Annotated in this window: 23 protein-coding genes; 21 read left to right on the forward strand and 2 right to left on the reverse strand. The window is 32.7% G+C overall.

Features of this window, described 5'->3' with window-relative positions; all coding sequences use genetic code 11:
• From RBQ61_RS06810 to RBQ61_RS06840, 7 genes are all read left to right on the forward strand, one after another.
• Entirely contained in the window at positions 1–1,065 is a 1,065-nt protein-coding gene (locus tag RBQ61_RS06810; RefSeq protein ID WP_308139739.1) for a chemotaxis response regulator protein-glutamate methylesterase, read from the forward strand.
• Positions 1,066–1,133: 68 nt separating this feature from the next.
• The gene (gene fliD / locus RBQ61_RS06815) at positions 1,134–3,395 is read left to right on the forward strand and encodes a flagellar filament capping protein FliD (protein ID WP_308139740.1); all 2,262 of its coding nucleotides are present in this window, start codon (positions 1,134–1,136) and stop codon (positions 3,393–3,395) included.
• Between the two features lie 16 nt (positions 3,396–3,411).
• Positions 3,412–3,789: a flagellar export chaperone FliS gene (gene fliS, locus RBQ61_RS06820; protein WP_308139741.1), complete on the forward strand. Its 378-nt coding sequence runs from the start codon at positions 3,412–3,414 to the stop codon at positions 3,787–3,789.
• Between the two features lie 9 nt (positions 3,790–3,798).
• Complete coding sequence (locus RBQ61_RS06825) at positions 3,799–4,164, forward strand: hypothetical protein (protein WP_308139742.1); 366 nt, start codon at positions 3,799–3,801, stop codon at positions 4,162–4,164.
• An 83-nt stretch (positions 4,165–4,247) separates the two neighbouring features.
• Positions 4,248–6,293: a methyl-accepting chemotaxis protein gene (locus RBQ61_RS06830; protein ID WP_308139743.1), complete on the forward strand. Its 2,046-nt coding sequence runs from the start codon at positions 4,248–4,250 to the stop codon at positions 6,291–6,293.
• 113 nt (positions 6,294–6,406) lie between these two features.
• On the forward strand, positions 6,407–8,482 hold the full coding sequence (locus RBQ61_RS06835; protein ID WP_308139744.1) for a methyl-accepting chemotaxis protein: 2,076 nt from the start codon (positions 6,407–6,409) through the stop codon (positions 8,480–8,482).
• Between the two features lie 207 nt (positions 8,483–8,689).
• A complete protein-coding gene (locus tag RBQ61_RS06840) occupies positions 8,690–9,094 on the forward strand; it encodes a bacteriohemerythrin (RefSeq protein WP_308139745.1) in 405 nt (134 codons plus the stop codon).
• A gap of 613 nt (positions 9,095–9,707) precedes the next feature.
• Here RBQ61_RS06840 and RBQ61_RS06845 read toward each other — a convergent pair.
• Together RBQ61_RS06845 and RBQ61_RS06850 are read right to left on the reverse strand one after the other, a co-directional pair.
• Positions 9,708–10,622, reverse strand: a complete 915-nt coding sequence (locus RBQ61_RS06845; protein WP_308139746.1) for an EamA family transporter — start codon at positions 10,620–10,622, stop codon at positions 9,708–9,710.
• Positions 10,623–10,636: 14 nt separating this feature from the next.
• Positions 10,637–11,413: an IclR family transcriptional regulator gene (locus RBQ61_RS06850; RefSeq protein WP_308139747.1), complete on the reverse strand. Its 777-nt coding sequence runs from the start codon at positions 11,411–11,413 to the stop codon at positions 10,637–10,639.
• A gap of 523 nt (positions 11,414–11,936) precedes the next feature.
• Here RBQ61_RS06850 and RBQ61_RS06855 point away from each other — a divergent pair.
• The 14 genes from RBQ61_RS06855 to hag all read left to right on the forward strand — a co-directional run bounded on the left by RBQ61_RS06855 (position 11,937) and on the right by hag (position 25,748).
• Positions 11,937–12,548 carry a hypothetical protein gene (locus tag RBQ61_RS06855; RefSeq protein WP_308139748.1) on the forward strand — a complete coding sequence of 204 codons (612 nt, stop codon included), beginning with the start codon at positions 11,937–11,939 and terminating at the stop codon, positions 12,546–12,548.
• 1 nt (position 12,549) lies between these two features.
• On the forward strand, positions 12,550–14,418 hold the full coding sequence (locus tag RBQ61_RS06860) for a motility associated factor glycosyltransferase family protein (RefSeq protein ID WP_308139749.1): 1,869 nt from the start codon (positions 12,550–12,552) through the stop codon (positions 14,416–14,418).
• A gap of 32 nt (positions 14,419–14,450) precedes the next feature.
• Entirely contained in the window at positions 14,451–15,431 is a 981-nt protein-coding gene (locus RBQ61_RS06865; protein WP_308139750.1) for an NAD-dependent 4,6-dehydratase LegB, read from the forward strand.
• 8 nt (positions 15,432–15,439) lie between these two features.
• Positions 15,440–16,609: a LegC family aminotransferase gene (locus tag RBQ61_RS06870; RefSeq protein ID WP_308139751.1), complete on the forward strand. Its 1,170-nt coding sequence runs from the start codon at positions 15,440–15,442 to the stop codon at positions 16,607–16,609.
• A 24-nt stretch (positions 16,610–16,633) separates the two neighbouring features.
• Positions 16,634–17,680: a sugar phosphate nucleotidyltransferase gene (locus tag RBQ61_RS06875; protein WP_308139752.1), complete on the forward strand. Its 1,047-nt coding sequence runs from the start codon at positions 16,634–16,636 to the stop codon at positions 17,678–17,680.
• The gene (locus RBQ61_RS06880; RefSeq protein WP_308139753.1) at positions 17,673–18,317 is read left to right on the forward strand and encodes an acetyltransferase; all 645 of its coding nucleotides are present in this window, start codon (positions 17,673–17,675) and stop codon (positions 18,315–18,317) included. The genes RBQ61_RS06875 and RBQ61_RS06880 overlap by 8 nt, the downstream gene beginning before the upstream one ends.
• Positions 18,314–19,309 (forward strand): N-acetylneuraminate synthase, encoded by a 996-nt coding sequence (gene neuB / locus RBQ61_RS06885; protein ID WP_308139754.1) that lies wholly within the window; start codon positions 18,314–18,316, stop codon positions 19,307–19,309. Before RBQ61_RS06880 ends, neuB begins: the two co-directional genes overlap by 4 nt.
• Entirely contained in the window at positions 19,306–19,890 is a 585-nt protein-coding gene (locus tag RBQ61_RS06890; RefSeq protein WP_308139755.1) for an HAD-IIIA family hydrolase, read from the forward strand. The genes neuB and RBQ61_RS06890 overlap by 4 nt, the downstream gene beginning before the upstream one ends.
• Positions 19,891–19,905: 15 nt before the next feature.
• Entirely contained in the window at positions 19,906–21,147 is a 1,242-nt protein-coding gene (locus tag RBQ61_RS06895) for a polysaccharide pyruvyl transferase family protein (protein WP_308139756.1), read from the forward strand.
• Positions 21,148–21,246: 99 nt separating this feature from the next.
• Entirely contained in the window at positions 21,247–22,176 is a 930-nt protein-coding gene (locus RBQ61_RS06900; RefSeq protein WP_308139757.1) for an ATP-grasp domain-containing protein, read from the forward strand.
• A 2-nt stretch (positions 22,177–22,178) separates the two neighbouring features.
• Entirely contained in the window at positions 22,179–23,330 is a 1,152-nt protein-coding gene (gene neuC / locus RBQ61_RS06905) for a UDP-N-acetylglucosamine 2-epimerase (RefSeq protein WP_308139758.1), read from the forward strand.
• A 33-nt stretch (positions 23,331–23,363) separates the two neighbouring features.
• Positions 23,364–24,026 (forward strand): PIG-L deacetylase family protein, encoded by a 663-nt coding sequence (locus RBQ61_RS06910; protein WP_308139759.1) that lies wholly within the window; start codon positions 23,364–23,366, stop codon positions 24,024–24,026.
• An 11-nt stretch (positions 24,027–24,037) separates the two neighbouring features.
• Positions 24,038–24,763 (forward strand): cytidylyltransferase domain-containing protein, encoded by a 726-nt coding sequence (locus tag RBQ61_RS06915; RefSeq protein WP_374049900.1) that lies wholly within the window; start codon positions 24,038–24,040, stop codon positions 24,761–24,763.
• Positions 24,764–24,905: 142 nt separating this feature from the next.
• Entirely contained in the window at positions 24,906–25,748 is an 843-nt protein-coding gene (gene hag, locus RBQ61_RS06920; protein ID WP_308139761.1) for a flagellin Hag, read from the forward strand.
• The last annotated feature ends 71 nt before the right edge of the window (positions 25,749–25,819 follow it).

A 25,819-nucleotide genomic window follows, 5' to 3' on the forward strand; every position in this document is an offset into this window, starting at 1 on the left:
ATGATAAAAAATAAAATAAAAGTACTTATTACAGATGATTCGCTCTTGTTCAGGAATGTATTGAAGAATGAGTTGAGCAAGGACAACTATATAGAAGTCGTAGGAACTGCCATAGACCCAATTGATGCCATGGAAAAAATTAAAATACTTAATCCGGATATTCTTGCGCTGGATGTAGAAATGCCAAAAATGGACGGATTAACTTTCATAAAAAAGCTTATGGCTGAACACCCAATGAAAGTTGTGCTTGTAAGCTCAATGAATATAAGCGTATTTGATGCTTTGCATTCAGGTGCGGTTGATTTTGTTAAGAAACCTGATATGTCATCAGGCAATGATCTCGAGATGTTTTTCAGAGAACTTAAAACAAAGATTAAAATTGCTTCAATAGCAAAACTTGTTACATATGCAGGGCAGAAAAAAGAATATATACCCAAGGAAAGTATAAAAACTGATAATACAAAACAAGTAATGCATAAGCTTTCAAAAATTACAAAAATAAAAGTTATTGCGATAGGAGCATCTACAGGAGGAACAGAAGCAACACTAAAAATTCTTAAAGCTTTGCCTGCAGAAGTTCCTGGAATACTTGTAACCCAACACATGCCTCCCGGATTCACAAAAATGTATGCGGACAGGTTAAATAAAATTTGCAATGTTAACGTGCGAGAAGCGCAGGATGGAGACCGAGTCGAAAATGGACTTGCGCTGATTGCTCCGGGAGACAGGCAGATGAGGATTGCCAAAGACCAAAAGGGTTACTATGTAACATGTAAACCTGGAGATAAGGTCAGCGGTCATTGCCCGTCAGTCAATGTATTGTTTGATTCAGTTGCGAAAGCTGCAGGAAAAAATGCAATCGGAATTATACTTACAGGCATGGGCAAAGACGGAGCACAGGGACTTTTGAATATGAAAAAGGCCGGGGCATATACAATAGGGCAGGATGAAAAATCTTCTGTTGTTTATGGAATGCCTATGGCTGCGTTCAACATAGGTGCAGTAGAAGTGCAATCATCAATAGATAATATTGCGGATATATTGCTCAAATATCTGAACAGATAATAATTACAAGGCATTAATTGCATTGAACTATGAATGAGGCTGTGCAATTACTCAGAAAGGAGAATCATATGTCATCAATTTCATCAAGTATTTACGGCTCGTCCGTAAGCAAGGGAGTCGGAGGTCTGCTGTCGGGACTTGATACTGACGAATTAGTAGAGCAAATGACAGCAACCACAAGAAATAAAATAAACAGACAGTATCAGGCAAAACAAAAATTATTATACAAACAGGAAGCATATCGTGAAATTAGTTCAAAGCTTCTATCATTTAGCAACAAATATCTTTCGTATTCGACGGGTTCAAAAACGAACATTTTAAGTTCGAGCTTCTTTGAATCCTACACCTATAAGTCATCATCAGATTACGTAAATGTAACAGGAAATACAGATAACATTAAAAATTTTTCTATAAACAGTATAACAAGCGTTGCATCAGCTGCCAGTTTATATTCTAATAAGAAGGTAACGAGTGAAATATTCAGCAGCAGCGATATTAAGGATAAAGTTTCTACTCTTGCAGGTGAGACGTTTACTGTTAACTATGAGGGTAAAGACTACAAAGTTACTATTGATAAAGAATTCAGCGGAGAAACACTCGCAGACGTTGTAAACCAGCTAAATGTTCAGCTCGGGGAGTTGAAGGATTCCGAAGATAATCCGCTTAACATTAGTTTTGGATTAAACGGAGATAAATTTGAACTTTCAGATGGTTATATCTCTGCCGGAAGCACGAGGTTTTTGGAAACTTTAAATTTAGGTACGGGAGAAGAAAACGGCAAAATTTCTTCAGAGGCAGTTTTGGAAGCCGACCTTGTAAGAGAAAAATCAGAAGTTTTAAGTGATACATCATCATATATAACTTTTGAATACAACGGAATTGCAAAAACAATAAATCTTGCAGAAAAAGTTGAAGTTCCAAAAGAAGGCGGAGGTACGGAAGAAATAACGCTGGATGATGAAAATGCATTAACAAGATACTTACAAAATGAGCTTGATAAAGCTTATGGAAAAGACAGATTAAGTGTTGAGCTAAATGGCAGCGCTCTTTCGTTTTCTGCCATAGGAGATACAAAGGATACTGATGTTTTCGGTATAAAGTCTATAAGCAAGGACTTGAGCAGACTAACCGGCCTTAAAAGCGGAGCAGGAAATAGAGTAAATTTGTATGCAACTTTGGAAGAATCAGGGATCGAAGGCTTAAACACTCCTGTTGGTGAAGATGGCAAATATTCAATTACAATAAATGGTACAACATTGGAATTTGAAAAAACAGCTGCATTGAATGATGTCATAAAGGCTATAAACAACAATTCGGATATGAAAGTAAATATTACTTATTTAAATACTACAGATACATTTTCGGTGATTGCCGACGAAACGGGTTCCCATATAGGTATTGACATACAGGATGATGGAGAAGGAAGCCTGGCATATGCTTTATTTGGCAGTGACAGAAATGTTACAGAAGGAAATGATACAAAGATGTCATATACGTTAAATGGTGTAGATGTTGAAGTCACTCGAAGTACAGCAAATTTTACTGTTGATGGTATAAATGTTGAATTAAGCAGTAAAGCCCAAGGAGCTGCAACATCTGAACAGCCAATTACATTTGACGTAACCAATAATACCGATGAAATTGTAGAAAAAGTAAAGGGGTTCATTGATGAATACAATGAAATAATTGAGCTTATAGGTACACAGACCAGTGAAAAACCAGACAGAGACTATCAGCCTCTGACACCTGAACAGCAAGATGATATGAGTGAAGATGAAATTAATAATTGGACTGAAGAAGCAAAAAAAGGCATACTCTTTGGCGACTCTAAGATAAATTCATTGTTGAGAAATATGCGAGAGGCAATGTCGGGTTTTACGGATGTAAGCAGTTTGTCTATGTCAAGCATAGGAATTAAAGCTGCAAGCATGGATACTAGCGGTAAGTTGATTCTAGATGAAAAGAAATTTAAAGAGCAATTATTTGAAAATTCTGATGAAATTGTAAATTTATTTACTGCGTCAGCAAGCGGTGCAGATTCTGATGCAAAATCAGGAATAGCATTGCAGCTTCAGTCAATATTGAGATCGAACGTCGGAGTTTCAGGAACTAAAGGTATACTGATAGACGAAGCAGGTATGGCAGGAGGATATACAGAAGACAAAAACTACATTTCTGAAAGAATTGAGGATTACGAAGATAAGATGGATGAGCTCAAAGTAGACCTTAAAAATGAGAGAGAGAGATATTGGAATAAGTTTACGGCTCTTGAGCAAGCACTAAATAATCTGAATGCACAAAGCAGCTGGCTAACAGATATGATGGGATAAATCGGAGGAATAAAAAATGTTAAATCCATTTGAGCAATACAAAAAAACTTCAGTGAATACTATGACAAAAGGAGAGCTTCTTATATTGCTGTTTGATGAAGCAATAAAAAAACTTAATCAGAGTAAAATCTTGCTAGATAATAGCGATTATAATAATGCCAGTATAATGCTTGAGAAAACCAGAAAAATTTTTAGCCATCTTATTGTTACTTTAGATGATAACTATGCTATTTCAAAGGAATTGGAGGATATGTACAGGTTTTTTATAACCCAGACAATCAAAGCATCAGCTATGAAATCATCAGAATATATAGATGACATACTTCCAATGATTAAAGAATTTAGAGATACGTGGGCAGAAGCAGATAAAATAACAAGAACTTCAAAAAACTAAGGATGGAATATGGATAAATTATTGGAAGAAAAAAAAGAGGCCGCCATAGAATTGAGAAACTTTACCAAAGAAATAATAGCAGTTTCTTTGAAAACGGAGTATGAGAAAGCTAACTCTATGATTGATGAAAGAAAGAAGCATATAGAAAAAATCAATTCTATAAACACAGCGATAGAAGAGTATTACAAGGATTATGACTATGCTGATTCGGAAAGTGCTATAAAAGCGAAGAAGGAAATAAGAGCAATTTTTGCAGAAATAGCGGAAATGGATAAAACAATACGAAAAAAAATAAATGTTGAATTAAAGGATATCAAAAATATATTAATACAACCTGAGCAGCATTCAAAAAAGACGTTAAATATTAGAGCATAAAAGAACAGGGATAACCTGTTCTTTGACCTTATTCTTATAGAAGTGAGATTAGTTCATCAATTGTTACGTTAAAAGGAGGAAGTATGAAAAATAACGTTAGAGGGAAAAACGATTTCAAAGCACATAAGAGTATAACTACAAAGTTTATATTAACACTTTTTATTGTATGTTTCATAATGCTGGTTGCAACCGGAGGCATAATAGGGTCGACTATAAATTCAAGGTTAATTGAAAATGAAAAAATAATATTGAATGAAACATCAAGCAGCGTAAGTAACAAAGCAGAAGTGTTTTTTGAGAGATACATTGCGATAGTTGAGCAAATAGCTCAGGATAAGAATTTGCAGCAGTTTCTTGTGGATGCAAAGGGAAGAAGTACACTGACACAGACAGAGGGATTTATGACAGCTGCAAAGACAATGGAGGATACGCAGAAAATGGATCCGGAGGTTATACTTTCTGCATATATAGCAGAAGATGACTATTACCTAGTGTCACCTACTGTACAATCAAAAGTAGGTTATGATGTATCTTCAAAGGAGTATTATAAAGCGGTTACAGAAAATAGAATATGCATAACAGATCCGTATGTAGATGCAATAACCGGCGGCATAGTCATAACTATTTCCGGGCCTATTACGGTTAACGGTAAGATTGAAGGATTGGCTGCTGTAGATATAGCAATAGAAAAACTTACAAAAATGGTTGGGGAATATGCTTTGGGAGATACAGGGTACTTTTCTTTAATTACAAAGAACAATATTGTTGCAGCACACAAGAATGAAGAAAGTCTATTAAAATCAATAGATGAAATAGGTTTGAGCGACAGCATTATAGCATCGATTAACAGTGATTCACAGGAAGTTTCAGAATATGTTTATAAAAATGAGAAACTTTTTGGTAACAGCGTATCTATAGGGAGTACAGGCTGGAAGATACTGTCATCGATGCCTGAGAAAGAATTTATGGCTGATACAAGGCAGCTGCTTACTACAATCATTACTGTTTTCCTGATAGTACTTATTATTCTGCTTATAACTCTGGCTATACTGATAAACAAAATGACAAAGCCTATAAAGAAATTAACTGAAACTACAAATAAGCTTGCAAAAGGAGACCTGAATGTAAGTCTTGAAATAAAAAGCGATGATGAAATAGGTGAACTGGCAAAATCTGTTGACAGTTTAACATTGAGATTAAAATCTTACATACTTTATATTAATGAGAGCGTAAAAGTTCTTAATGAAGTTGCTGACGGCAATCTGGCAATGGAATTGGAGAATGATTACGAGGGAGAATTTGCAAAACTAAAAGCAGCGTTAATACATGTATCAAATACACTAATAGATACAATTGGAAAAATAAAAAATTCATCCAGCTCAATAAATATGAACGCAGAGCAGGTATCAACAGGAGCTCAGACATTGGCTCAGGGAACGACAGAGCAGGCCAGCGCCATAGAGGAATTATCAGCTGAAGTAAATGAAATATATCAGACAATAGTAGGAAATGCTGAATATGCTGAAAATGCGGGAGACAAAGCCACAGAGGCATCAAGAGAAGTAGAAATAGGCAACGGTCATATGAGAGATATGCTTTCTGCCATGGATGAAATAAGCAATTCCTCAAGCGAAATAGGAAAAATTATAAAAGTAATAGATGATATAGCTTTCCAAACTAATATACTTGCATTAAATGCAGCTGTTGAAGCAGCAAGAGCGGGCTCTGCGGGCAAGGGATTTGCCGTAGTTGCGGATGAAGTAAGAAATCTCGCACAAAAATCTGCTGAAGCGGCAAAACAGACAACCACATTAATAGAAAATTCTATACAGGCAATAAATAAAGGAACCGTACTGGCAGACGAAGCAGAAAAATCGCTGGCAAGTATAGTGAGTAAGACAAATGAAACAAATGAATTGATCAATGAAATTGTTAAAGCATCTTCACAACAAACTGTTTCCGTTAATCAAATAAGAAGCGGAATAGAACAAATTTCTTCTGTAGTGCAGGAAAATGCAGCAACGGCGGAAGCAAGCGCTGCTAATAGTGAAGAGCTTTCTGGACAATCACAGATACTGAACGATTTGATAAGCCGTTTTAAAACAAATGCTCCGGCAGAAAATAATTAGCATGAAAACCGGAAATATAAAAATTTCCGGTTTCTTTATACATTTTACTGCGGTGGTATACTGTATTAGTAGAATTGATTTGAATTAATCTGATATGGAGGTTTTGTATAGGAATGGCAATTACAAAAGGGATGAAAAGCAAAAACAAAATAAATAGAAGTAGAGGCAATAAAGAGTCAAGGGTTAGGAAAGGAAGCATTAAAACAAGAATATTTTTGAGATCGATATCTCTCGTTACGGTGGTTGTTATAGTATTGGGAGGATTTTCCGTCTACCAAAACTATAGTTCAACATTTGAGACTCTGAAACAGACAATGGTGAATCTTGCACAGGTATCCTCAGATGTTATTGCAAATAAGCTGGATGTTTATAAAACAGTTGCGTCAGAGTTTGGATTAAATCCTGTGCTGTCGGATTTGTCGTCACAAAAAAAGGATAAGCTGAAAATCATTTCTCAAATGGTTGAAAGATATGAGCTCGTAGATGCCTTTACAGTTAATGCAATGGGAAGAGGAGAATCACCGGTAACAGGAGAATTATATGTTGTAAATGATACAGAATATTTTGCTTCAGCAATGGATGGGACTGTATACATTACAGAGCCTGAATTAAATAAAAAATTAGATAAGGTAACACTTACAGTTGCAGCACCGTTATGGAAAAACGGATCTTACGGTTCATCTGTTAACGGAGTTGCTGTTATAGTTCTGGATGGAAAAGTTTTGTCAGATGTTTCCGGTGCGGTAAAAATAGGGAAAAACGGTTACGGGTTTATTTTAAATAATGAAGGCTTGACAATAGGACACCCGGAATATGAGAAAGTATTAAATGGAGAAAATGCAATAAATTTATTTGAGACTGATGCAAACTTTAAGTCAATTGCTGAGGCAGAGAAGAAGCTTATGAATGGAGAAATTGATTACGGGGAATATTCTTTTGACAGTAAAAAGAGCCTTATTGCATATTCTCCGATATCAGGAAGCAATAGCTGGGGTTTTTTTGTAAGTGCTCCGGAATCAGAATATTTGAAATCAACTAACACGGGAATTGTATTAATATTAATCGTATCGGCATTATCTTTAGTTGCAGCATACTTTGGCGGCATGAAAACAGCAAAAAAAATTGCAGATCCTGTTATTCAATGTGCCGACAGAATTAAGAAACTTTCCGAAGGAAATTTACATAGTGAAATAAATTTGTCAGACAGAAACGATGAAGTGGGAATTTTAATAGAATCTTTGAGAAATACAATTAATGGAATAAATATTATCATAAACGATATTTCATGCCAACTTGGAGCTATTTCCGAAGGGGATCTATCAAATGAAATAAATATGGAATACATCGGCGACTTTAATTCAATAGCCGTTTCAATGAAAAAAATTAATCTTTATCTTAATTCTATTGTAAGTCAGGTTAATGAAAGTTCAGAACAGGTTGCAATTGGTTCAGAGCAGGTTGCATCAGGAGCTCAGTCATTATCTCAGGGTGCCTCGGAGCAGTCTGCATCCATAGAAGAGTTGTCAGCAACACTTAGCGAGATATCCAAAAAAATAAAAAGCAATGCATCCAATGCAGAAAAGGCGTCAGAAGCATCTCATGAATCATCAAAGCAGGTTGAGGCGGGTAGCAGCTATGTAAAAGATATGAATAAGGCAATGAGCAATATCAGTCAGTCATCGCAGGAAATTGCGAAGATAATTAAAGTTATAGACGATATAGCTTTCCAGACAAATATACTTGCTCTAAATGCGGCTGTAGAAGCTGCAAGGGCAGGAGAAGCAGGAAAGGGGTTTGCGGTTGTTGCCGATGAAGTTCGAAATCTTGCGTCAAAGAGTGCTCGGGCGGCAAAAACTACCTCTGAGCTTATTGCAAACTCATTGAAAGCAGTTGAAGATGGATCAAAGGTATCAAAGCAGACAGAAATGTCATTGGATATGGCAGTAGAAAAATCTGAAGCAGCTTTATATATGATAGAAGAAATTTCAAGGGCTTCTGTTGATCAGGCGTCAGCTATATCTCAGGTGTTGGAAGGTGTTGAACAGATTTCTTCAATAATACAGACAAATTCGGCGACAGCTGAGGAAAGTGCTGCTGCCAGTCAGGAGTTAAGCGAACAGTCACAGAAGTTGAAAAAGCTGGTTGAGTCAATAAAGCTAAGAGAAAGGCTCAAGGAGTCTAATTTTTAATGTCAGCTAAGGATTATTTCTATAAATATCAAGTGAATTTTTAAAATATTTTCCCGATATAGTATTTGTAAGGATTTAAGGAAGTAAACTGTGAAAAGAGGTAAAAAATATATTTTTATAGTTAAATAATTCCTCATCACAGAAAAAACTATTAAAAATAATTTAAAATATATAAGAGCACAGCTCTCATAAAATCAGGAGGAAGTTATGGCATTGCTATGGACTAAAAACTTAGAGGTTGGAGTTGACTTAATTGACAACCAGCACAAAAAATGGTTTGAAAAGGCAGATAAGCTTTTTGAGGCAGGAAAAAGCGGTAAATCGAAGGAATATATAATTCAGATGTTCGATTTTCTTGACGAGTATACAAAGACTCATTTCAAAGACGAGGAAAAGTATATGACAAGTATTAATTACCCAGAATTAAGTGCTCAGAAACAAATGCATGAAGGGTTTATAAAAAAATTAGCAGAACTCAGAAATCAGTATGAGACAGCAGGGGCAAATTTGACAGTGGTAATAAGCTCGAACCAGTTTATATTAGAATGGCTTACAAAGCACATTTCATCAGCGGATAAAAAAATCGGTGAATATGCAAGATCAAAAAAATAAAAATATTGCGGAGTTAATTTCTAGAGAATTACTTTGTTGTTGAAACTTGGGGACGAGCCTTTAGGTTTTTGAAAGGTGCGTCCCCAGAGTTTTTTTATAAAAATGTGAGTGAAATTATATTATAATGTGAATATATATTTGAGAAGCTTCTTGATAGGAGAACATAATGAACGATAATAAAGGAAAGCGGCCAGAGCTTTAGGTGATTTTAAAGGTGAGGCTGATGCAGAAAAAGAAGAAAATATTTACAAACTAGCACCGAATTATGTATTGCCCTGGAAATATTCCAATATTTTTGTCGAAAAATATAATTACGATATATATGTTGATAACATAGGCTTTGCGGAGAACAAACTGTGCATAAGATTTGCGCTTACGGATTTGGAAAAAAGCTCTTTAAGTGAAATATAACGAATTCTATATCCTCATCAATAAATTTGATGTTCAAAAAACCCATAGACATAACGCAAATCGAAAAGGTAGCAATAGGAAGATTTGAAATAAATCTCGCAGTGGATGGCTCTGTTAAAAACTGATGTTATAACAGCTAAAAAAAGATGAATCTTTAAGAATATAAAAGATTCATCTTTTTTATATATCAAATTTATAAAAATCAGTTATTTATAAAGTAAATTGACACTAATGCAATTATTAGTCCTAATATGTCTTTTTTGTAGATTTTTTCTTTAAAAAAGAACAAGCCAATTATAAGGATTATTATAATTGATATAAGACTGGAGAGCATATAGGCTATGGATGTGTCAATGTATGAAAGTGCCAATACTAAAAAAGTAGTATTAAATAGGTTAGGTATTCCAAGTGTAAGACCTATAATTACGTCTTTTGCACATATGTATGATTTATGCCTCAAAAGTAATATAAGGCTCGTGATAAAAGATGATAAAAAAATAAACAGTGTGAGAATATCACGGCAATCGACAGAACCATATTTTTGATATACTTTAGCTGTAAATTGAGCCAAACCTCCCAATATTATTAAAAGAATTAAATTTTTGTTTAACTTGAAATGCCTAATATTTTCGAAGTCAAGATTAAATATTAATATTGATATGATGCATAAAATAATACCGGCAGACTGCATCAAAGAAGGATATTCTTTCCAAAAAAGCATTGAGATTATCATCGGAATTACTACACTAATTTTCATAAATGTGCTTGCAATGCCCATTCCGCTGATAGATATATTTTTTTGATATTGAAAAAAAGAAAAACAGAAAATAGGGCCAAACAATGTTCCGGTTATTATTGCCCATCCGGCGGAAGCTTCAATTGATAATATGCCGGTGCTGCGAAATATAATGTTATATTCGTTCATAAAATTATGCAAACTGCTTAGTGAAATAAGATTGAACATATTTTTATAAACAACTATTATAAGACTTACAATTAATGCTGATATGTAGTTAAAAGTTATAATAACATGAAGATTAATTTTTTGATTTTCAAACATTCTAAATATAACAGCAACAAGTATGCCGCATAGAATTGAAAGTGCAAGATATATCATTTTATTTACCTGTCCTAATTATATGATGGAGGGTTAAAAGAATTTAAACTATAACCCATTTTTTTCGATAGATTTCCAATCTCTTCTATAGCCTTATGTTTAAATGAATTAATAATTTTTTCATTAAACCTAAAATCCGGCCCCGCTATGCTTATACTGCCTAACACATGCCCATCATGACCAAGTATTGGTACAGCAAAGGCGGTTACACCGTCATCAATTTCACTTGTTGTAAGTGCATATCCATTTTTCCTAATTTGCTTAAAATCATTTTTAAGCTTTGGGAGATAATATTGTTCTTTAAATTCTCTTTGCTGAAAGTTGACGCATTTTTCCAGTTCAGCATCTGTAAGGAAGGCAGCTATACTTTTACCTGTAGCTCCTTTCATCATAGGCAAATTTACACCTATTTCAGAAGTGATTTTTAAAGCATTGGTACTCTCTATTTTATCTAGGCAGATTACTCTGCAGTTATCATATTTGACTAATATAATAGTTTCGCCTGACAGCTGTGCCAACGACTCCATTATACTATATGATCCTTTGATTAAGAAATCATCATTTTGGCGAATGTTTGCTAATCTAACAATTTCATTTCCTATTATATATTTTCCGTCAATAGTGGTATCTACAAATCCTGCATTTTTCAAATTAACTAACAATCTGTATACTGTACTTTTGTTTAGTGACATTATTTCTGAAATCTCAAGCAAGCTAATTTCTTTTCTATTACTGTTAAAACATTTCAATATGGATAAAGCTCTTTCAACAGCTCTTACATTGTATTCCATTTAAAAGCCTCCGGTTTTATAAGATGAAATATAAGTTTTATAATATATAATATATAGCAAATAACCTTAATTGTCAAATTTATTATAATATTTGGATAGTAGCTAAAATACTGTAAAATTTTAACCGCTTTATAGTAATTATACAAATTTATAAAATTAAAACTTGGTTTTAGTATATGAAACTGACACCAAGAGTTATCAGATTCCAAAATTTCCTAAAAATTAATAAACATTGTTGAAAATGCATGTATTATGCAATATAATGGAGATAATAAAAACCTAGTTTCATCAAATAAATATCGAAAAATTTAAATTGATTTGCTTTCGGTTGTAAGACTGCCAAGTATTTTTACATTGCTTTATTTATAAAATTTAGTAGGCCAAATGCAAAAATTAACAATTTATTTTAAAGGTTTAATCTAAATAATGACATTTTACAGCCGATAAATATACAAGATTAAAAAATATATTAATATAGTTAATGTGATAAAAATAATTAAAAATAAGGATGGTTTTATTTAATATGCATGTATATATTAAAGACGAAATTTTAAAATATAGCAATGACACTGAAAATGTTGAAAAAATATTTAACAATATCAATGTAACTCTGGAAAAGATGGGATTACAGTTTTCGCATCTTATAGTAGATGATGAAGTAATATATGATAATTACTATAACTACATTACCGAAAATATTAGGGGCGTAAAAAAGATTGAAGTTATTGCTGTAACCATTGTGGAAATGATTAATGAATCTATCATATTAGCTGAACAATATGCAAAAAATGCAATCCCAATAATTAATAGATTAGCCGAGGGTTTCTATCAAAAGCCAAATCAAAATATATGGTCACAACTTACAGACTTATTTGAAGGAATCCAGTGGATTATTCAATCCATTTCACAGATAAATCTAATTGAAGCTTCAAAGGATGTTGTAAGTGACTATGGAGTATGGAATGAATATGTTCAAGAGGTGTCTAAATTGAATGATATTATTCCTGAATTAGAGAATGCAATTCTTAATAAAGATAACATATTAATTGGGGACATGCTCTTGTACGAAATAATTCCCGTATTTGAAACTATGACAGAAAAATTAGGTGTATTAAAATCTGAGGCGGTAAATTAAGATGCTAGAAGATAATATTATTTATTTAAAAAAGAACTATCCCAACTTGTACGAAGAAATAGAAAAAACAGAAGCAAAAAATTTTCAAAGCAATATTTCCATAGAGCATACAAAAAATAATCAAGAAACCATAAAAATAAAAAAAGACGAAAGAGACTTTTATCTTCACAGCAAGTATAATCCATTACGAGAAGCTGAGGCTATAATAAGTAAACTTGAAGAAAAAGAAAGCATAGATGATAATTCGCATGTTGTTTTTTATGGATTAGGTCTCGGTTATCACATAGATATATTTACAAAGAGACATCCAAATACGTCCTTTTCACTATATGAACCATCAGTTGAAGTGTTTCATAAATTTTTAGAAAAGATAAACTTTAGAAAATTATCCTCTGATAAACTAGAAATTATACAATGCGAGTTTGAACCTAAGTCAGAAGATGTTTTTTTGAGGGCGTTGATCAATAAAACGAACAAGAAATTTATCATAATGGATTTACCGATTTATGAAAATGTATTTGAAGAACAATATAATAAGTTTTTTAGCAAATTTAAAGAATTAATTAAGAGTAAAAGAGAAAACATGCATATAAACTATGCTTACCAAAAAAGATGGATAGTAAACAGCATGAAAAATTTAAAAGAGGTATTATCAACTCCAAACATAGTATCAGAAAAGACTGGCGCTTTTAAAAATAAAACAGCCATTTTGGCAGCGGCAGGGCCATCTCTTAATGAAGAAATTGAAAATTTAAGATATATCAAAGATAATGGATTAGCCTATATATTTAGCGTAGGATCAGCTATCAATACACTTATTTATAATGGCATATATCCCCACGCGGCATGTACAATTGATCCCAGTGTTAAAAACCAAATGGTTCATGAAATAATAAAGGAAAAAGGAATAAATGAAATCCCTATGATTTTTGGTTCATCTGTAGGGTATGAAACCTTGGAAAATTATCCAGGAAATAAATATCATATGATAACAAGTCAAGATGCCGTATCATTGTACTATTTAAAAAACAATGACGGAAGTGCAGTAAATATAGTTCATGATGCTCCCACGGTTGCTGCAATAACACTGCAGCTGTTATTTATATTGGGGTTTGATAAAATAATACTAGTTGGGCAAAACTTGGGCTATCGTGATAAAAGGCGGTATTCCGCAGGTATATCATATATCAATGATGAAATAAGTGATAAGGAATTAGAAAGTGCTGTATGGGCAAAGGATGTCTATGGCAATGATATATTGACTACAGATGTATTTAACTTGATGCGTAGGCAAATTGAAAGCTATATTAAACAATATCCTAGTACAAGTGTGATAAATTCCACCAAAGGCGGAGCAAAAATCGAAGGTGCAGAATTTATTGAATTGGAAGAAATAATCAAAAGATATTTAAATGAAAAAATAGTGGAGAAAAACTGGTTAGAGGTTAAAAATATTGAATATGATAAAGAATATCTGAAAAATCAGTCAGCAAATATGGATAAATCCCATAGAAGTGCTTTAAAGATTAATAAAGAGTATAGAGAGATATTAAACAAAATTGAAAAAACTATTAATATCAGGAGATATACTCAAGTACAAAACTTATACGTAAAGCTGGATAAAGAGTTGAAAAGGATAGAAAACAATAGTTTTTACAAGACCTTTATACTTCCTATGAACAGAGTTCAATACAAGATATTGGCAGATAGCATAGAGAGTTTAAACGAAGAAAAAGACCCATATGAACAAGGTAAGAAAGTTATAAAGAGCTTCGGCAATTTTATAGATATTTGTACTAATGATATAAAAATGATAGAACCAATTTATGATGAGATGAAAGACAGCATTAATGAATTTATATTGAAATAAAAAATATTGAAATCAACATATAGGAGTGGACGATGAAAAAGGTTCTTGTAACGGGTGCAGATGGTTTTATAGGCAGTCATTTAGCAGAAAAATTAGTTCAAGAGGGTTATAAAGTAAAAGCATTTGTATATTATAACTCATTTAATTCATGGGGCTGGTTAGATTCTTTTTCAAAAGATGTACTGTCGGAGATAGAAATATTTACCGGAGATATCAGAGATCCTAACGGAGTTAGAGAATCTATGAAAGGAATAGACGAAGTATACCATTTAGCAGCGTTAATTGCTATTCCATTCAGCTATCATTCTCCTGATACGTATGTTGACACTAATATCAAGGGAACACTGAATATACTGCAGGCAGCAAGAGATTTAGAAACTTCAAGGATTCTTATTACATCAACTTCAGAGGTATATGGAACAGCCCAATATGTGCCCATAGATGAAAAACATCCGTTTCAAGGACAGTCTCCATATTCAGCTACAAAAATTGGTGCGGACAGGTTATCAGAATCATTCTATAGGAGTTTTAATACACCCATAACAATAGTAAGACCTTTTAATACTTACGGACCGAGACAATCAGCCAGGGCTGTAATACCTACAATAATTACTCAATTATTATCGGGGAATAGAGAAATACAGTTAGGGTCATTAACCCCAACCAGAGATTTTAACTTTGTTAGAGATACTGCCAATGGCTTTATTGAAATAGCTAAATCAGTTAAGACAATTGGTGAAGAGATAAATATTGCAACTCAACAAGAAATATCTATCGGTCAGCTTGCTGAAGAGCTGATACGTCAAATTAATCCTAGCGCTAAAATTGTATGCGATGAGCAAAGGTTGAGGCCAGAAAAGAGCGAAGTTAACAGACTGCTTGGTTCCAATGAAAAGATAAAGAGGTTAACCGGTTGGAAACCTAAATATACTTTTGAACAAGGATTAGCTGAAACAATTGAATTCTTCAGAAACAATTTAGATAAATATAAGACAGATATTTACAATTTATAGGAGAAAATATGGAAAGAAAATTTATTCCGCTGTCTGTTCCTAACTTAAAGGGTAAAGAATTGGAATATGTAATTCATGCTGTTGAAACAGAGTGGGTTTCTACAGGCGGGCCATATGTTAATGAATTTGAAGAAAAAATAGCGCAATATGTTAATGTAAAGGGTGCCGTATCTTGTCAAAACGGAACATCCGGATTGCACATAGCGCTTCAGGTATGCGAAGTAACAAGGGAAGATGAGGTAATAGTACCTGCATTGACATTTATTGCTGCAGTTAATCCGGTTAAATATATTGGAGCAGAACCAGTATTTATTGATTGCGATGATTCACTTACCATGGATGCGGACAGGCTCATGGAATTTTGTAATAACGAGTGTAAGTTTATTGATGGAAAACTTATTAATAATAAAACACTGAAACACATAAAAGCGGTTATTGTTGTTCATGTTTTTGGAAATATGGCTGACATGGAAAAGATAATGAATGTGGCAGATAAATTTAATTTAAAAGTAATTGAGGATGCTACAGAGGCAATAGGAACCTACTATACCAAAGGGAAATATAAGAATCTATTTGCCGGGACAATAGGAACGGTTGGTGTATATTCTTTTAACGGCAATAAAATCATTACAACCGGCGGTGGTGGGATGATCGTATCTAACAATGAAGAACTGTTAAAGAAATCGAAGCACCTTACCACTCAAGCTAAGAGCGACGAGTTGTACTATACACATGACGAAATAGGATATAACTATCGTATGACTAATTTGCAGGCGGCACTTGGACTAGCGCAAATAGAGCAGCTTGAAAAATTTATTGAAATAAAAAAAGATAACTATTACTTGTATAAAGAAAAAATAAACGAGATACCCGGGCTATCGATTTTGGACTTTAAAGATAATATCAGAAGTAATTATTGGTTTTATTCATTAAAATGCGAAAATAGCTATTTGATGAGCAGAGATGAAATAATTAATTATTTAGCTGATAAAAAAATTCAGACAAGACCAATATGGGGATTAATTAATGAACAAGAGCCATATATTAAAAGCCAATCATACAAAATAGAAAAAGCAAAATACTATATAGAACGCATAGTAAATATTCCGTGCAGCTCAAATTTAGCAAAAGAAGATTTGCTATATGTGGTTAAATGCTTGAAAAATCCAAGATTATAATCTTACTTACAGGGAGAGAGCATTATGGATATAAAAGATTTTTTGATAGATGAAGAAATTACTATGCTTAAAGCTATGGAATTACTTGATAAAGTTGCTAAAAAGGTTTTATTTGTTTCCAAGGAAGGAAAATTAATTGCGGCTGTTACCGATGGAGATGTAAGAAGGTGGATTTTAAAAAAAGGAAACCTTGATGCAAAAGTTAAATACATTGCTAATTATAATCCAAAGTTTGTATATGAAAAAGACAAAGATAAAGCCAAAAGCCTTTTAAAAAAGCACTCCGTTGAAGCTTTACCTATAGTTGATAGTGATATGCATATAATTTCTGTCATATTTTGGAATGACGAAGAAATTATCAACAGAAAAAAATTGAATATTCCCGTTGTTATTATGGCGGGAGGTCTTGGTACGAGGCTTTATCCATACACAAAAATTCTCCCGAAGCCATTGATACCCATTGGTGAGATACCAATTGCAGAGCACATAATAAACAGATTTTATAAATCCGGATGCAATAACTTTTTTTTAATTATTAATCATAAGAAAAATATGATTAAAGCATATTTTAATGAAATAGAAAAGGATTATAATATTAATTATATCGATGAAGAAAAGCCTCTTGGAACCGGTGGAGGACTGAGTCTGCTAAAAGGAAAGATTGATTCAACATTCATATTATCTAACTGTGATATTTTAATAGAAGAGGATTACGAAAAAATTTATAGATTTCATAAAAAAGAAAAAAATTTAATAACAATGGTTTGTTCTTTAAAAACTATTAAAATACCTTATGGTGTAATTGATATAAGCATAAATGGCGAAATTGAAAATATGAGAGAAAAACCTGAAATATCCTTTTTTACAAATACAGGCATGTATATAGCAGAACCTAAAGTTATTGAAGAATTGGAGAATAATACAGAGATTGGATTCCCTGATATAATAGAAAAATATAGACAGCTCGGTGAAAAGATTGGGGTTTATCCTATAAGTGAAAATTCCTGGATGGACATGGGACAGTTTGATGAGATGGATGAAATGATAAAAAGGTTGAATTATAATGAATAAGAAAATACTTTTAATAGGTGGAGGAGGACATTGCAAATCTGTCCTTGATAGCCTTATACAAGCAGAACAATATTCAGAAATCGGTATAATTGATAAAAATGAAAACATAGGTAAGCATGTTCTAGGCATTTCTATTGTAGGCTGCGATGATGACTTAATAAAATTGTATAGAAGCGGATATAACAATGCATTTGTAACGTTGGGCAGCATCGGAGATGCAAAACATCGCATTAAATTATTTAGTATGCTTGAGGAGATAGGTTTTGAAATCCCTAATATTGTGGATTCAACTTCTATAATTAGCAAGGACGTAAATATGAGCGGCGGTATTTATGTTGGGAAAAACGCTGTTGTTAACGCAGGGGTATCCATTGGTAAAGGTGTCATTATTAATACTTCCTCTATAATAGAACATGATTGTAAAGTGGAAAGTTTTTCTCATATTGCTACTGGTTCAGTTTTGTGTGGAGAGGTGCATGTTGAGGAGAATGTACATATAGGGGCAAACAGTGTTGTCAAGCAACAGGTTAAGATAGGTGCAAATACAATTATTGGTATGGGGAGTGTTGTCTTGCATGATATTGCCTGCTCTATGATTGCATATGGTAATCCGTGCAAGGAGGTTAAATCAAGATGAGTGCTTATATAATAGCAGAAGCAGGTGTTAATCATAATGGGAAACTGTCAATAGCTAAATTACTAGTTGATAAAGCAAAGCAAGCCGGTGCTGATTGTATTAAATTTCAAACTTTTGTTTCAGAAAACATTGTTACTAAGAATGCAACTAAAGCGGATTATCAAAAACAGCTGACAAATTCTAATGAAAACCAGTTAGATATGCTGCGTAAGCTTGAACTGTCATTTGATGACTTCATAGAATTGTATAATTATTGTAAACAAAAACAAATTGAATTTCTTTCTACGGCATTTGATTTGGACAGCATAGATTTTTTGAATAGCTTAGGTATAGCGAGATGGAAAATTCCGTCTGGAGATATTACAAATCTTCCTTATTTAATTAAAATAGCAAAGCTGCATAAACCAATCATTTTATCTACAGGAATGAGCACGATGGATGATATCAGATTGGCTCTAAAAGTTTTAAAGGATAATGGGAATAGCGATATAACTGTGCTTCATTGCACTTCAGAATATCCGGCACCCTATGAAGATATAAATTTAAAAGCAATGCTTACAATAAAAAATGAATTTAATATACCCGTAGGATATTCTGATCATACCATGGGGATTGAAATACCTATTGCTGCAGTAGCTATGGGTGCTGAAGTTATCGAGAAACATTTTACTCTCGACAGAGATATGATTGGACCTGATCATAAAGCCAGCTTACAGCCTGATGAATTAAAAGCGATGATAACTGCCATTCGAAATGTAGAATCAGCAATTGGTACAGGAGAAAAAAAACCAGCTAAATCAGAAATGAAAAATATAAATATTGCAAGGAAAAGTATAATTGCAAAAACTGCCATAAAAAAAGGTGATTTATTTACAGAAGAAAATATAACAGTAAAAAGACCTGGGAATGGTATAAGTCCTATGAGGTGGTTTAATGTTCTTGGGCGTAATGCTAAAAGAAATTTTGAGGAAGATGAGTTGATAGAAATATGAAGAAAAATAAGTGCATTTTTCTTGATAGAGATGGCACGATTAATGTATATAAAGGATTGATATCTAACAAGGACGAAATAGAATTAGAAAAAAAAGCGTCCGAAGCAATCAAACTTATAAACAATAGTGAATATTTATGTATTGTAGTATCGAATCAACCTATTGTTGCAAGAAACTTATGTTCGTTGGAACAAGCGTGGGATATAAACAGTGAATTAGAAAAGCTTTTATATGAGGCAAACAGGGCGTATTTGGATGATATATTTATTTGTCCGCATCATCCGCATAAAGGATATCCGGAAGAAAATAAAGAATATAAAATTGACTGCGATTGCAGAAAACCCAAGATTGGCATGATTAAGGAAGCAGCAAAAAAATATAATATTAATTTATCTGAATCTTATATTGTTGGGGATACAACAATTGATATAATGACAGGAAAAAATGCAGGATTGAAAACTATAATGGTTAAGACAGGCTTAGGCGGGGACGACGAAATATATGATGTTAATGCTGATTTTATTGCAGAGGATTTGTTGATTGCAGTAAACTATATATTAAATATAAAACATTATTCATAACGGAGGGATATTACTTTGAATATTGGATTATTAGGTGCAATAGGAGTAGAAGACATAGGGGATGTAGTTATGCTACAATCAACTATTGAGTTATTAAGAAAAAATAATAATATTAATAAAAATAATTTAAAGCTTACAATGTTTGCCTTAAACAAAGATATTGCTAGAGAACAAATGGACGATAATGAGCTTGAAACAGATATAGTTGATGCTATTACTATAGATGATTTGCCAAATGAAATAATTGAAAACATTAATTTTTGTAAGCTTGTAAAAGAAAATATACTGGAGCATATTGGGAAAAAAGAATATTTAAACAAAATTTTAGATTGTGATGCTTTATTTTTTATCGGAGGAGGATATTTTAATAAATACTGGGGGGATAAACTAATACCTAGCTTTATTATTCCGATAGCGATAGGCTATAAGCTGAATAAACCAATATATATATCTGGGGTTAATATCGGCCCGTTTGATAGTGAACATATTGACAAATTTTACGGAGTATTTGAGAAGGTGAATACAATTATTATAAGAGATAGAAATACTTCGTTAGATACATTAAAAAAGCTAGGAGGAACAAGAGGAGATATAATCTTTGGCGGGGATGATATTTTATCAAGATGGTATAAAGATATAGATAATATTAGATGTGATGAAATATGTGCTGAAGGAAAAAAGTATGCTGTAGTACAACTGCATCATTGGGTGGAAATGTATTCTGATAATTATATAAAATTTTATAAAGCTCTAGCAAAATTTTTGGAAAATCTATTAGATAATAAATCAATAGAAAGAGTATTTTTTTTACCGTTTAGCCTTTTTAAAGGTGTTGATTATGAATGTGGAAGAAGACTGGGAACGTTTATAGAAAATAGAAAAGAGTACATAGTTTTTGAACCTACCAAGGATTATATATTTATGAGACAGTTAATTAGCGGTGCGGAGTTTCTTATAGGGTCAAGATATCACCCAGTCGTATTTGGAATAGGAGAACAGGTTCCTACAATAGGCATATATGTGAATGATTTATATAAACAGAAGATATCAGGAGCATTTCAGGCAGTTGAAATTGACCATAATTCAAATATGATATATGTTAATGACTTGACATTTGAGAAATTGGTTAAGTGGTATGAGGATACAAAGGCAAAAAATTATATGAACAGTGATAAAATAAAAGAAATAATGGACAAACACAACTTAAACAGAAGATTAAGTATAGAGGACTTTATTTACAACTTGGATGTAAAATGATATATATGCTAAATGATAATTAAAGTCATAAAAACAAGCGTTAAAGAAAGGAAAAACTATGATAAATTTCCAAAAAACTTCGTTCTATGAGGTGCTGCAATGAATGTTTTAGTTGAAGGCATAGGAAGCATGGTATTTAATACACAGCTTAAATACTACAAAGAAATGGACTGGAATATAATAGGCATAGACATTGATAATAAATCTAGCGGCATGTACTTGGTTTCAAAATCTTATATTGTACCAAAGTATTCAGATGTTAATTGTTTTGAAGAAATTGAAAAAATAATAGATAATGAAAATATAGATTTAGTATTTCCGTCAATAAATGAAGGATTATTAGAGTGGAGCAAGAGAAAAAAATATTTTTTTGATAAATATAAAACAAAAATAGTAATTTCTGACGAGCCATCTATAAACATTTGTGCTGATAAGTGGAATACATACAACTTTTTTTATGAGAACAATATACGAACTCCTAAAACTTCACTGCTGTTAGAATACGACTTAATAAAACCAAGGATTGGAAGAGGCAGTGCAGGAATTTATTACAAGGATAAAATAAAAGATAATTTTAATATGGAAGGTAACATATCTCAAGAATTAGTTACAGGCCAAGAATACACTATTGATATCCTTTGCGATTTTAACTCAAACCCAGTATATATTATTCCTCGCAAGAGAATAGGAGTGGAATCAGGGGTATCAGTAAAAGGTGTGACTGTATATGATGAAGAAATCATTGAATATTGTAAGATAATAGTAGAAAGACTTAAACCAATAGGTATTATAAACATTCAATGTTTTAAAGATGGCGATAATATATATTTTATAGAGATTAATCCTAGAATAGCGGGCGGAAGTTCTCTTTCTTTTGCAGCGACAGAAAATTGGTTTAAAGCTTTAGAATGTTTTATATTAGGAAAGACTTATACACCTAAAAAAGTTGTGTATGGCAGATATATGTTCAGAACGTTTGAAGATGTAATAATTGATGAAGATAATTTAATCAAAGATAGGGAGCGATAATTTTGAAGAAGGTATTAGCAGTTAGTGGGATAAGATCTGAATATTTTATATTACAACCTATATTAGACGAAATTATTAATAGGGATGATTTACAATTGAAGCTTGTAGTTACAGGAACTCATTTATCTCCTATATATGGGAATACATATAAATATATTAACGATTCATATGATGCAATTAAATTAGAAACATTGCTTTCTACAGATTCTCTGTCAGGAAGAAGTAAATCCTTAGGTATACAGATAATGGGACTAACAGATATAGTGATAAGAGAGAAACCAGATTGGCTGCTTGTTTTAGGAGATAGAGAAGAAAGCATTAGTACTGCCACTGTTGGAACATATATGAATATTCCAATCGCTCATGTTTGTGGAGGAGATAAGGTTGTTGGAAACATTGATGATTCTGTAAGGCATGCAGTTACAAAATTAGCTCATTTACATTTTCCTACTACAGTTGAAAATGGAGAAAGAATTCTAAAGATGGGGGAAGAAGCATGGAGAATTCATGTAACAGGTAATCCTGCTTTAGATTCGATTAGAAAACAGCCAGACTTATCTTATAATTATATAAATAAAGAATTAAATACTAATCTTTCTTCTGAAAAACCATTTATTTTGTTAATTAAACATCCTCTAAGTTCGGAAATAGAAGAAGCTGGCGAACAGATGAAAATTACACTAGAAGCAGTTTCGGAACTAGGAGTTGATACTGTTATAACATATCCTAATTCAGATGCAGGAAGTTACGATATGATTAAAGTTATTGATGAATTTACCAAACAGTTCAATTTTATAAAAGCTTATAAAACTTTGCCAAGAGATATTTTTGTAAACCTGCAAAGAAAAGCTTCATTACTATTAGGTAATTCTAGCTCAGGTATATTAGAAGCGCCATTTTTGAAACTTCCGGTTATCAATGTAGGAAATAGACAAAAACAAAGACAACATTCCGAGAACATTATTTTTGTTCCTCATATTAAAGAGTTAATAAAAGAATCAATTCAAAAGGCAATAAGTGATGAAGATTTTAAATCGGTGTGTAAAAATTGCAGTAATCCGTATGGAGATGGATATTCGGGAGAAAGAATAGCTAAAATAATAGCTGAGACTGAAATAAATAAAAAGCTAATTAACAAACAGATAGTTTATTGATTAATAAATTAAGGATTATTTTTGAGGTGGGTAATGGATAAATATCTAATCGTTGCCACGCACCCTGATGATGAAACATTAGGAGCCGGTGGGATGATGCTCAGAAAAAAGGCAGAGGGTAATCAAGTTTATGTTTTAAACATGACACATATGGATGCAGCATTTGGGTATGATGAGGACAAAATTATACAACGTAATAATGAAATCGAAGAAATGATTAAAAGATATGATTTGGATGGATACTACAATCTAAAATTAAGACCTTCAGGTTTAGATTCATATTTAGAAGGAGAATTACTTCAAAAAATAGGTTCTGTGATTAATGAAATTAAACCAAATGTAGTTATACTGCCATATTATAAAGACGTGCATTCTGATCATAGAATTACATTTAATTTATGCTATTCCTGTACTAAAAATTTCAGGTACCCCTTTATAAAAAAAATATTAATGATGGAAACTCCTTCTGAAACAGATTTTGTTATGTTTGAATATACTTTTAAGCCAAATTATTTTGTGGATATTTCAAATTTTATTGATGAAAAAACAAAAATTGCTAAGATTTATAGCAGCGAAATTTCGGAGCATCCTTTTCCAAGAAGTGAAAAAAATATAAAAGCTTATGCAACCATAAGGGGAGCTGCCATAGGTGTCGATAGTGCAGAAGCATTTGTTTTAATTAAAGAGATAGAATAAAATTTTAGGCGGTGATATTTTTGATAGATAAAAAAATAATATGCATTATTCCGGCAAGAGGGGGTTCTAAAGGAGTCCACAGGAAAAATCTTAGAAATTTGGGCAATAAACCTCTGATTCAATGGACTATAGAAGAAGCGAAAAAATCAAAATACATAAATAGAATAATAGTATCAACTGAGGATAAAGAAATAGAAGATGCTTGTATGCAAATGGGAGCAGAGGTAGTTGAGAGGCCAAAAGAACTTGCCGCTGATGATTCGCCTACTATAGATTCAATGCTCTACACATTAAAGGTATTGGAGGATAATGAAAAATATTTTCCAAACTATGTAATGCTATTGCAATGCACATCGCCTTTTAGAACGGTTACGGATATAGATACTGCAATTGAAAGGCTGTTAAGTAAAAGTAAAGATTTTAAGTCCTTAATATCTGTTACAAAAGAAGAAAATCCACCATGGTGGTTAAAAAGTATTAATGAGGATGGAATTATAAAAGATTTCATAACTTATGATAAAAAACAATATTCAAGGAGACAGAGCTTTCCGCCTTTATATAGACTGAATGGAGCTATTTATATTTGTGACATTGATGAATTTAAAAAACATAGAACATTTGAAATAGAAAATACTTTAGCATATATAATGGACAGTAATTCGTCTGTAGACATAGATACGGAAGATGATTTAGAATTGGCTGAATATATATTGACGAAAATATTAAAAAAATCATAAAAAGAACTAAACTTTTTTATTAATGTTTCGATATATAGTTCATAAAGGAAATGTTTCTGGTATCAGGGCCCGATGCCGGAAATGTGACCAATAAAAACTAAGCTAAAGGGAAGGATCCCGATAAATTACACGGAGGTAAAAAATGAGAATTCAACACAATATCAACGCATTAAATTCATTGAGACAATTGGGAATGAATAACAATAACACAGGAAAGAACATTGAAAAATTATCTTCAGGCTATAAAATCAACAGAGCCGGTGATGATGCAGCAGGTTTGGCTATTTCTGAAAAAATGAGAAGCCAGATAAGAGGTCTTGACATGGCTGCTAAAAATGCTGATGACGGAATATCAATGATTCAGACAGCAGAAGGCGCTTTAAATGAAACCCACTCTATTTTACAGAGAATGAGAGAATTGGCTGTTCAGTCTGCAAGTGATACTAACACTCAAGCTGACAGAGCTGAGCTGCAAAAAGAAAATGAGGCACTTATTGCTGAGATTGACAGAATAGCACAGAACACTGAATTCAACACTCAGAAATTACTGGATACAACTACAGCTAGTGGTAAGTTTACTCTTCAAATAGGAGCAAACAAAGGCCAAACTATAGAAGTAACTTTTGCTGATATGCAATCTGCAGCGTTAAAGGCATCTGGCGGTAGTGCTAGTGGTGTAGCTGGTCTTGACATAAGCACAAGATCTGGTGCAAGCGGAGCAATTGCTGCTATTGATGATGCTATTGCATATGTTTCAAGCGAACGTGCTAACATGGGTGCTGTTCAGAACAGACTTGAACACACTATCAACAACTTGAACGTTACTTCAGAAAACTTAACAGCTGCTGAATCTCGTATCAGAGACGTTGACATGGCTAAGGAAATGATGACATACACTAAGAATAACATTCTTACTCAGGCTGCACAAGCAATGCTTGCTCAGGCTAATCAACAGCCACAAGGTGTATTACAGTTATTACAATAATTTATAAAAACATAGCAGGGGTGCAGTATGCTGCACCTCTGTTTTAGCTTTACAAATAAGATAAAATAGAA

It is taken from the genome of Sedimentibacter sp. MB35-C1 (genome assembly GCF_030913635.1).
Classification (GTDB): Bacteria; Bacillota; Clostridia; order Tissierellales; family Sedimentibacteraceae; genus Sedimentibacter.

Coding starts and splice junctions, on each gene's coding strand:
- RBQ61_RS06810 (WP_308139739.1), top strand. CDS start 1: ATGATAAAAAATAAAATAAAAGTACTTATTACAGATGATTCGCTCTTG.
- fliD (WP_308139740.1), top strand. CDS start 1,134: ATGTCATCAATTTCATCAAGTATTTACGGCTCGTCCGTAAGCAAGGGA.
- fliS (WP_308139741.1), top strand. CDS start 3,412: ATGTTAAATCCATTTGAGCAATACAAAAAAACTTCAGTGAATACTATG.
- RBQ61_RS06825 (WP_308139742.1), top strand. CDS start 3,799: ATGGATAAATTATTGGAAGAAAAAAAAGAGGCCGCCATAGAATTGAGA.
- RBQ61_RS06830 (WP_308139743.1), top strand. CDS start 4,248: ATGAAAAATAACGTTAGAGGGAAAAACGATTTCAAAGCACATAAGAGT.
- RBQ61_RS06835 (WP_308139744.1), top strand. CDS start 6,407: ATGGCAATTACAAAAGGGATGAAAAGCAAAAACAAAATAAATAGAAGT.
- RBQ61_RS06840 (WP_308139745.1), top strand. CDS start 8,690: ATGGCATTGCTATGGACTAAAAACTTAGAGGTTGGAGTTGACTTAATT.
- RBQ61_RS06845 (WP_308139746.1), bottom strand. CDS start 10,622: ATGATATATCTTGCACTTTCAATTCTATGCGGCATACTTGTTGCTGTT.
- RBQ61_RS06850 (WP_308139747.1), bottom strand. CDS start 11,413: ATGGAATACAATGTAAGAGCTGTTGAAAGAGCTTTATCCATATTGAAA.
- RBQ61_RS06855 (WP_308139748.1), top strand. CDS start 11,937: ATGCATGTATATATTAAAGACGAAATTTTAAAATATAGCAATGACACT.
- RBQ61_RS06860 (WP_308139749.1), top strand. CDS start 12,550: ATGCTAGAAGATAATATTATTTATTTAAAAAAGAACTATCCCAACTTG.
- RBQ61_RS06865 (WP_308139750.1), top strand. CDS start 14,451: ATGAAAAAGGTTCTTGTAACGGGTGCAGATGGTTTTATAGGCAGTCAT.
- RBQ61_RS06870 (WP_308139751.1), top strand. CDS start 15,440: ATGGAAAGAAAATTTATTCCGCTGTCTGTTCCTAACTTAAAGGGTAAA.
- RBQ61_RS06875 (WP_308139752.1), top strand. CDS start 16,634: ATGGATATAAAAGATTTTTTGATAGATGAAGAAATTACTATGCTTAAA.
- RBQ61_RS06880 (WP_308139753.1), top strand. CDS start 17,673: ATGAATAAGAAAATACTTTTAATAGGTGGAGGAGGACATTGCAAATCT.
- neuB (WP_308139754.1), top strand. CDS start 18,314: ATGAGTGCTTATATAATAGCAGAAGCAGGTGTTAATCATAATGGGAAA.
- RBQ61_RS06890 (WP_308139755.1), top strand. CDS start 19,306: ATGAAGAAAAATAAGTGCATTTTTCTTGATAGAGATGGCACGATTAAT.
- RBQ61_RS06900 (WP_308139757.1), top strand. CDS start 21,247: ATGAATGTTTTAGTTGAAGGCATAGGAAGCATGGTATTTAATACACAG.
- RBQ61_RS06910 (WP_308139759.1), top strand. CDS start 23,364: ATGGATAAATATCTAATCGTTGCCACGCACCCTGATGATGAAACATTA.
- hag (WP_308139761.1), top strand. CDS start 24,906: ATGAGAATTCAACACAATATCAACGCATTAAATTCATTGAGACAATTG.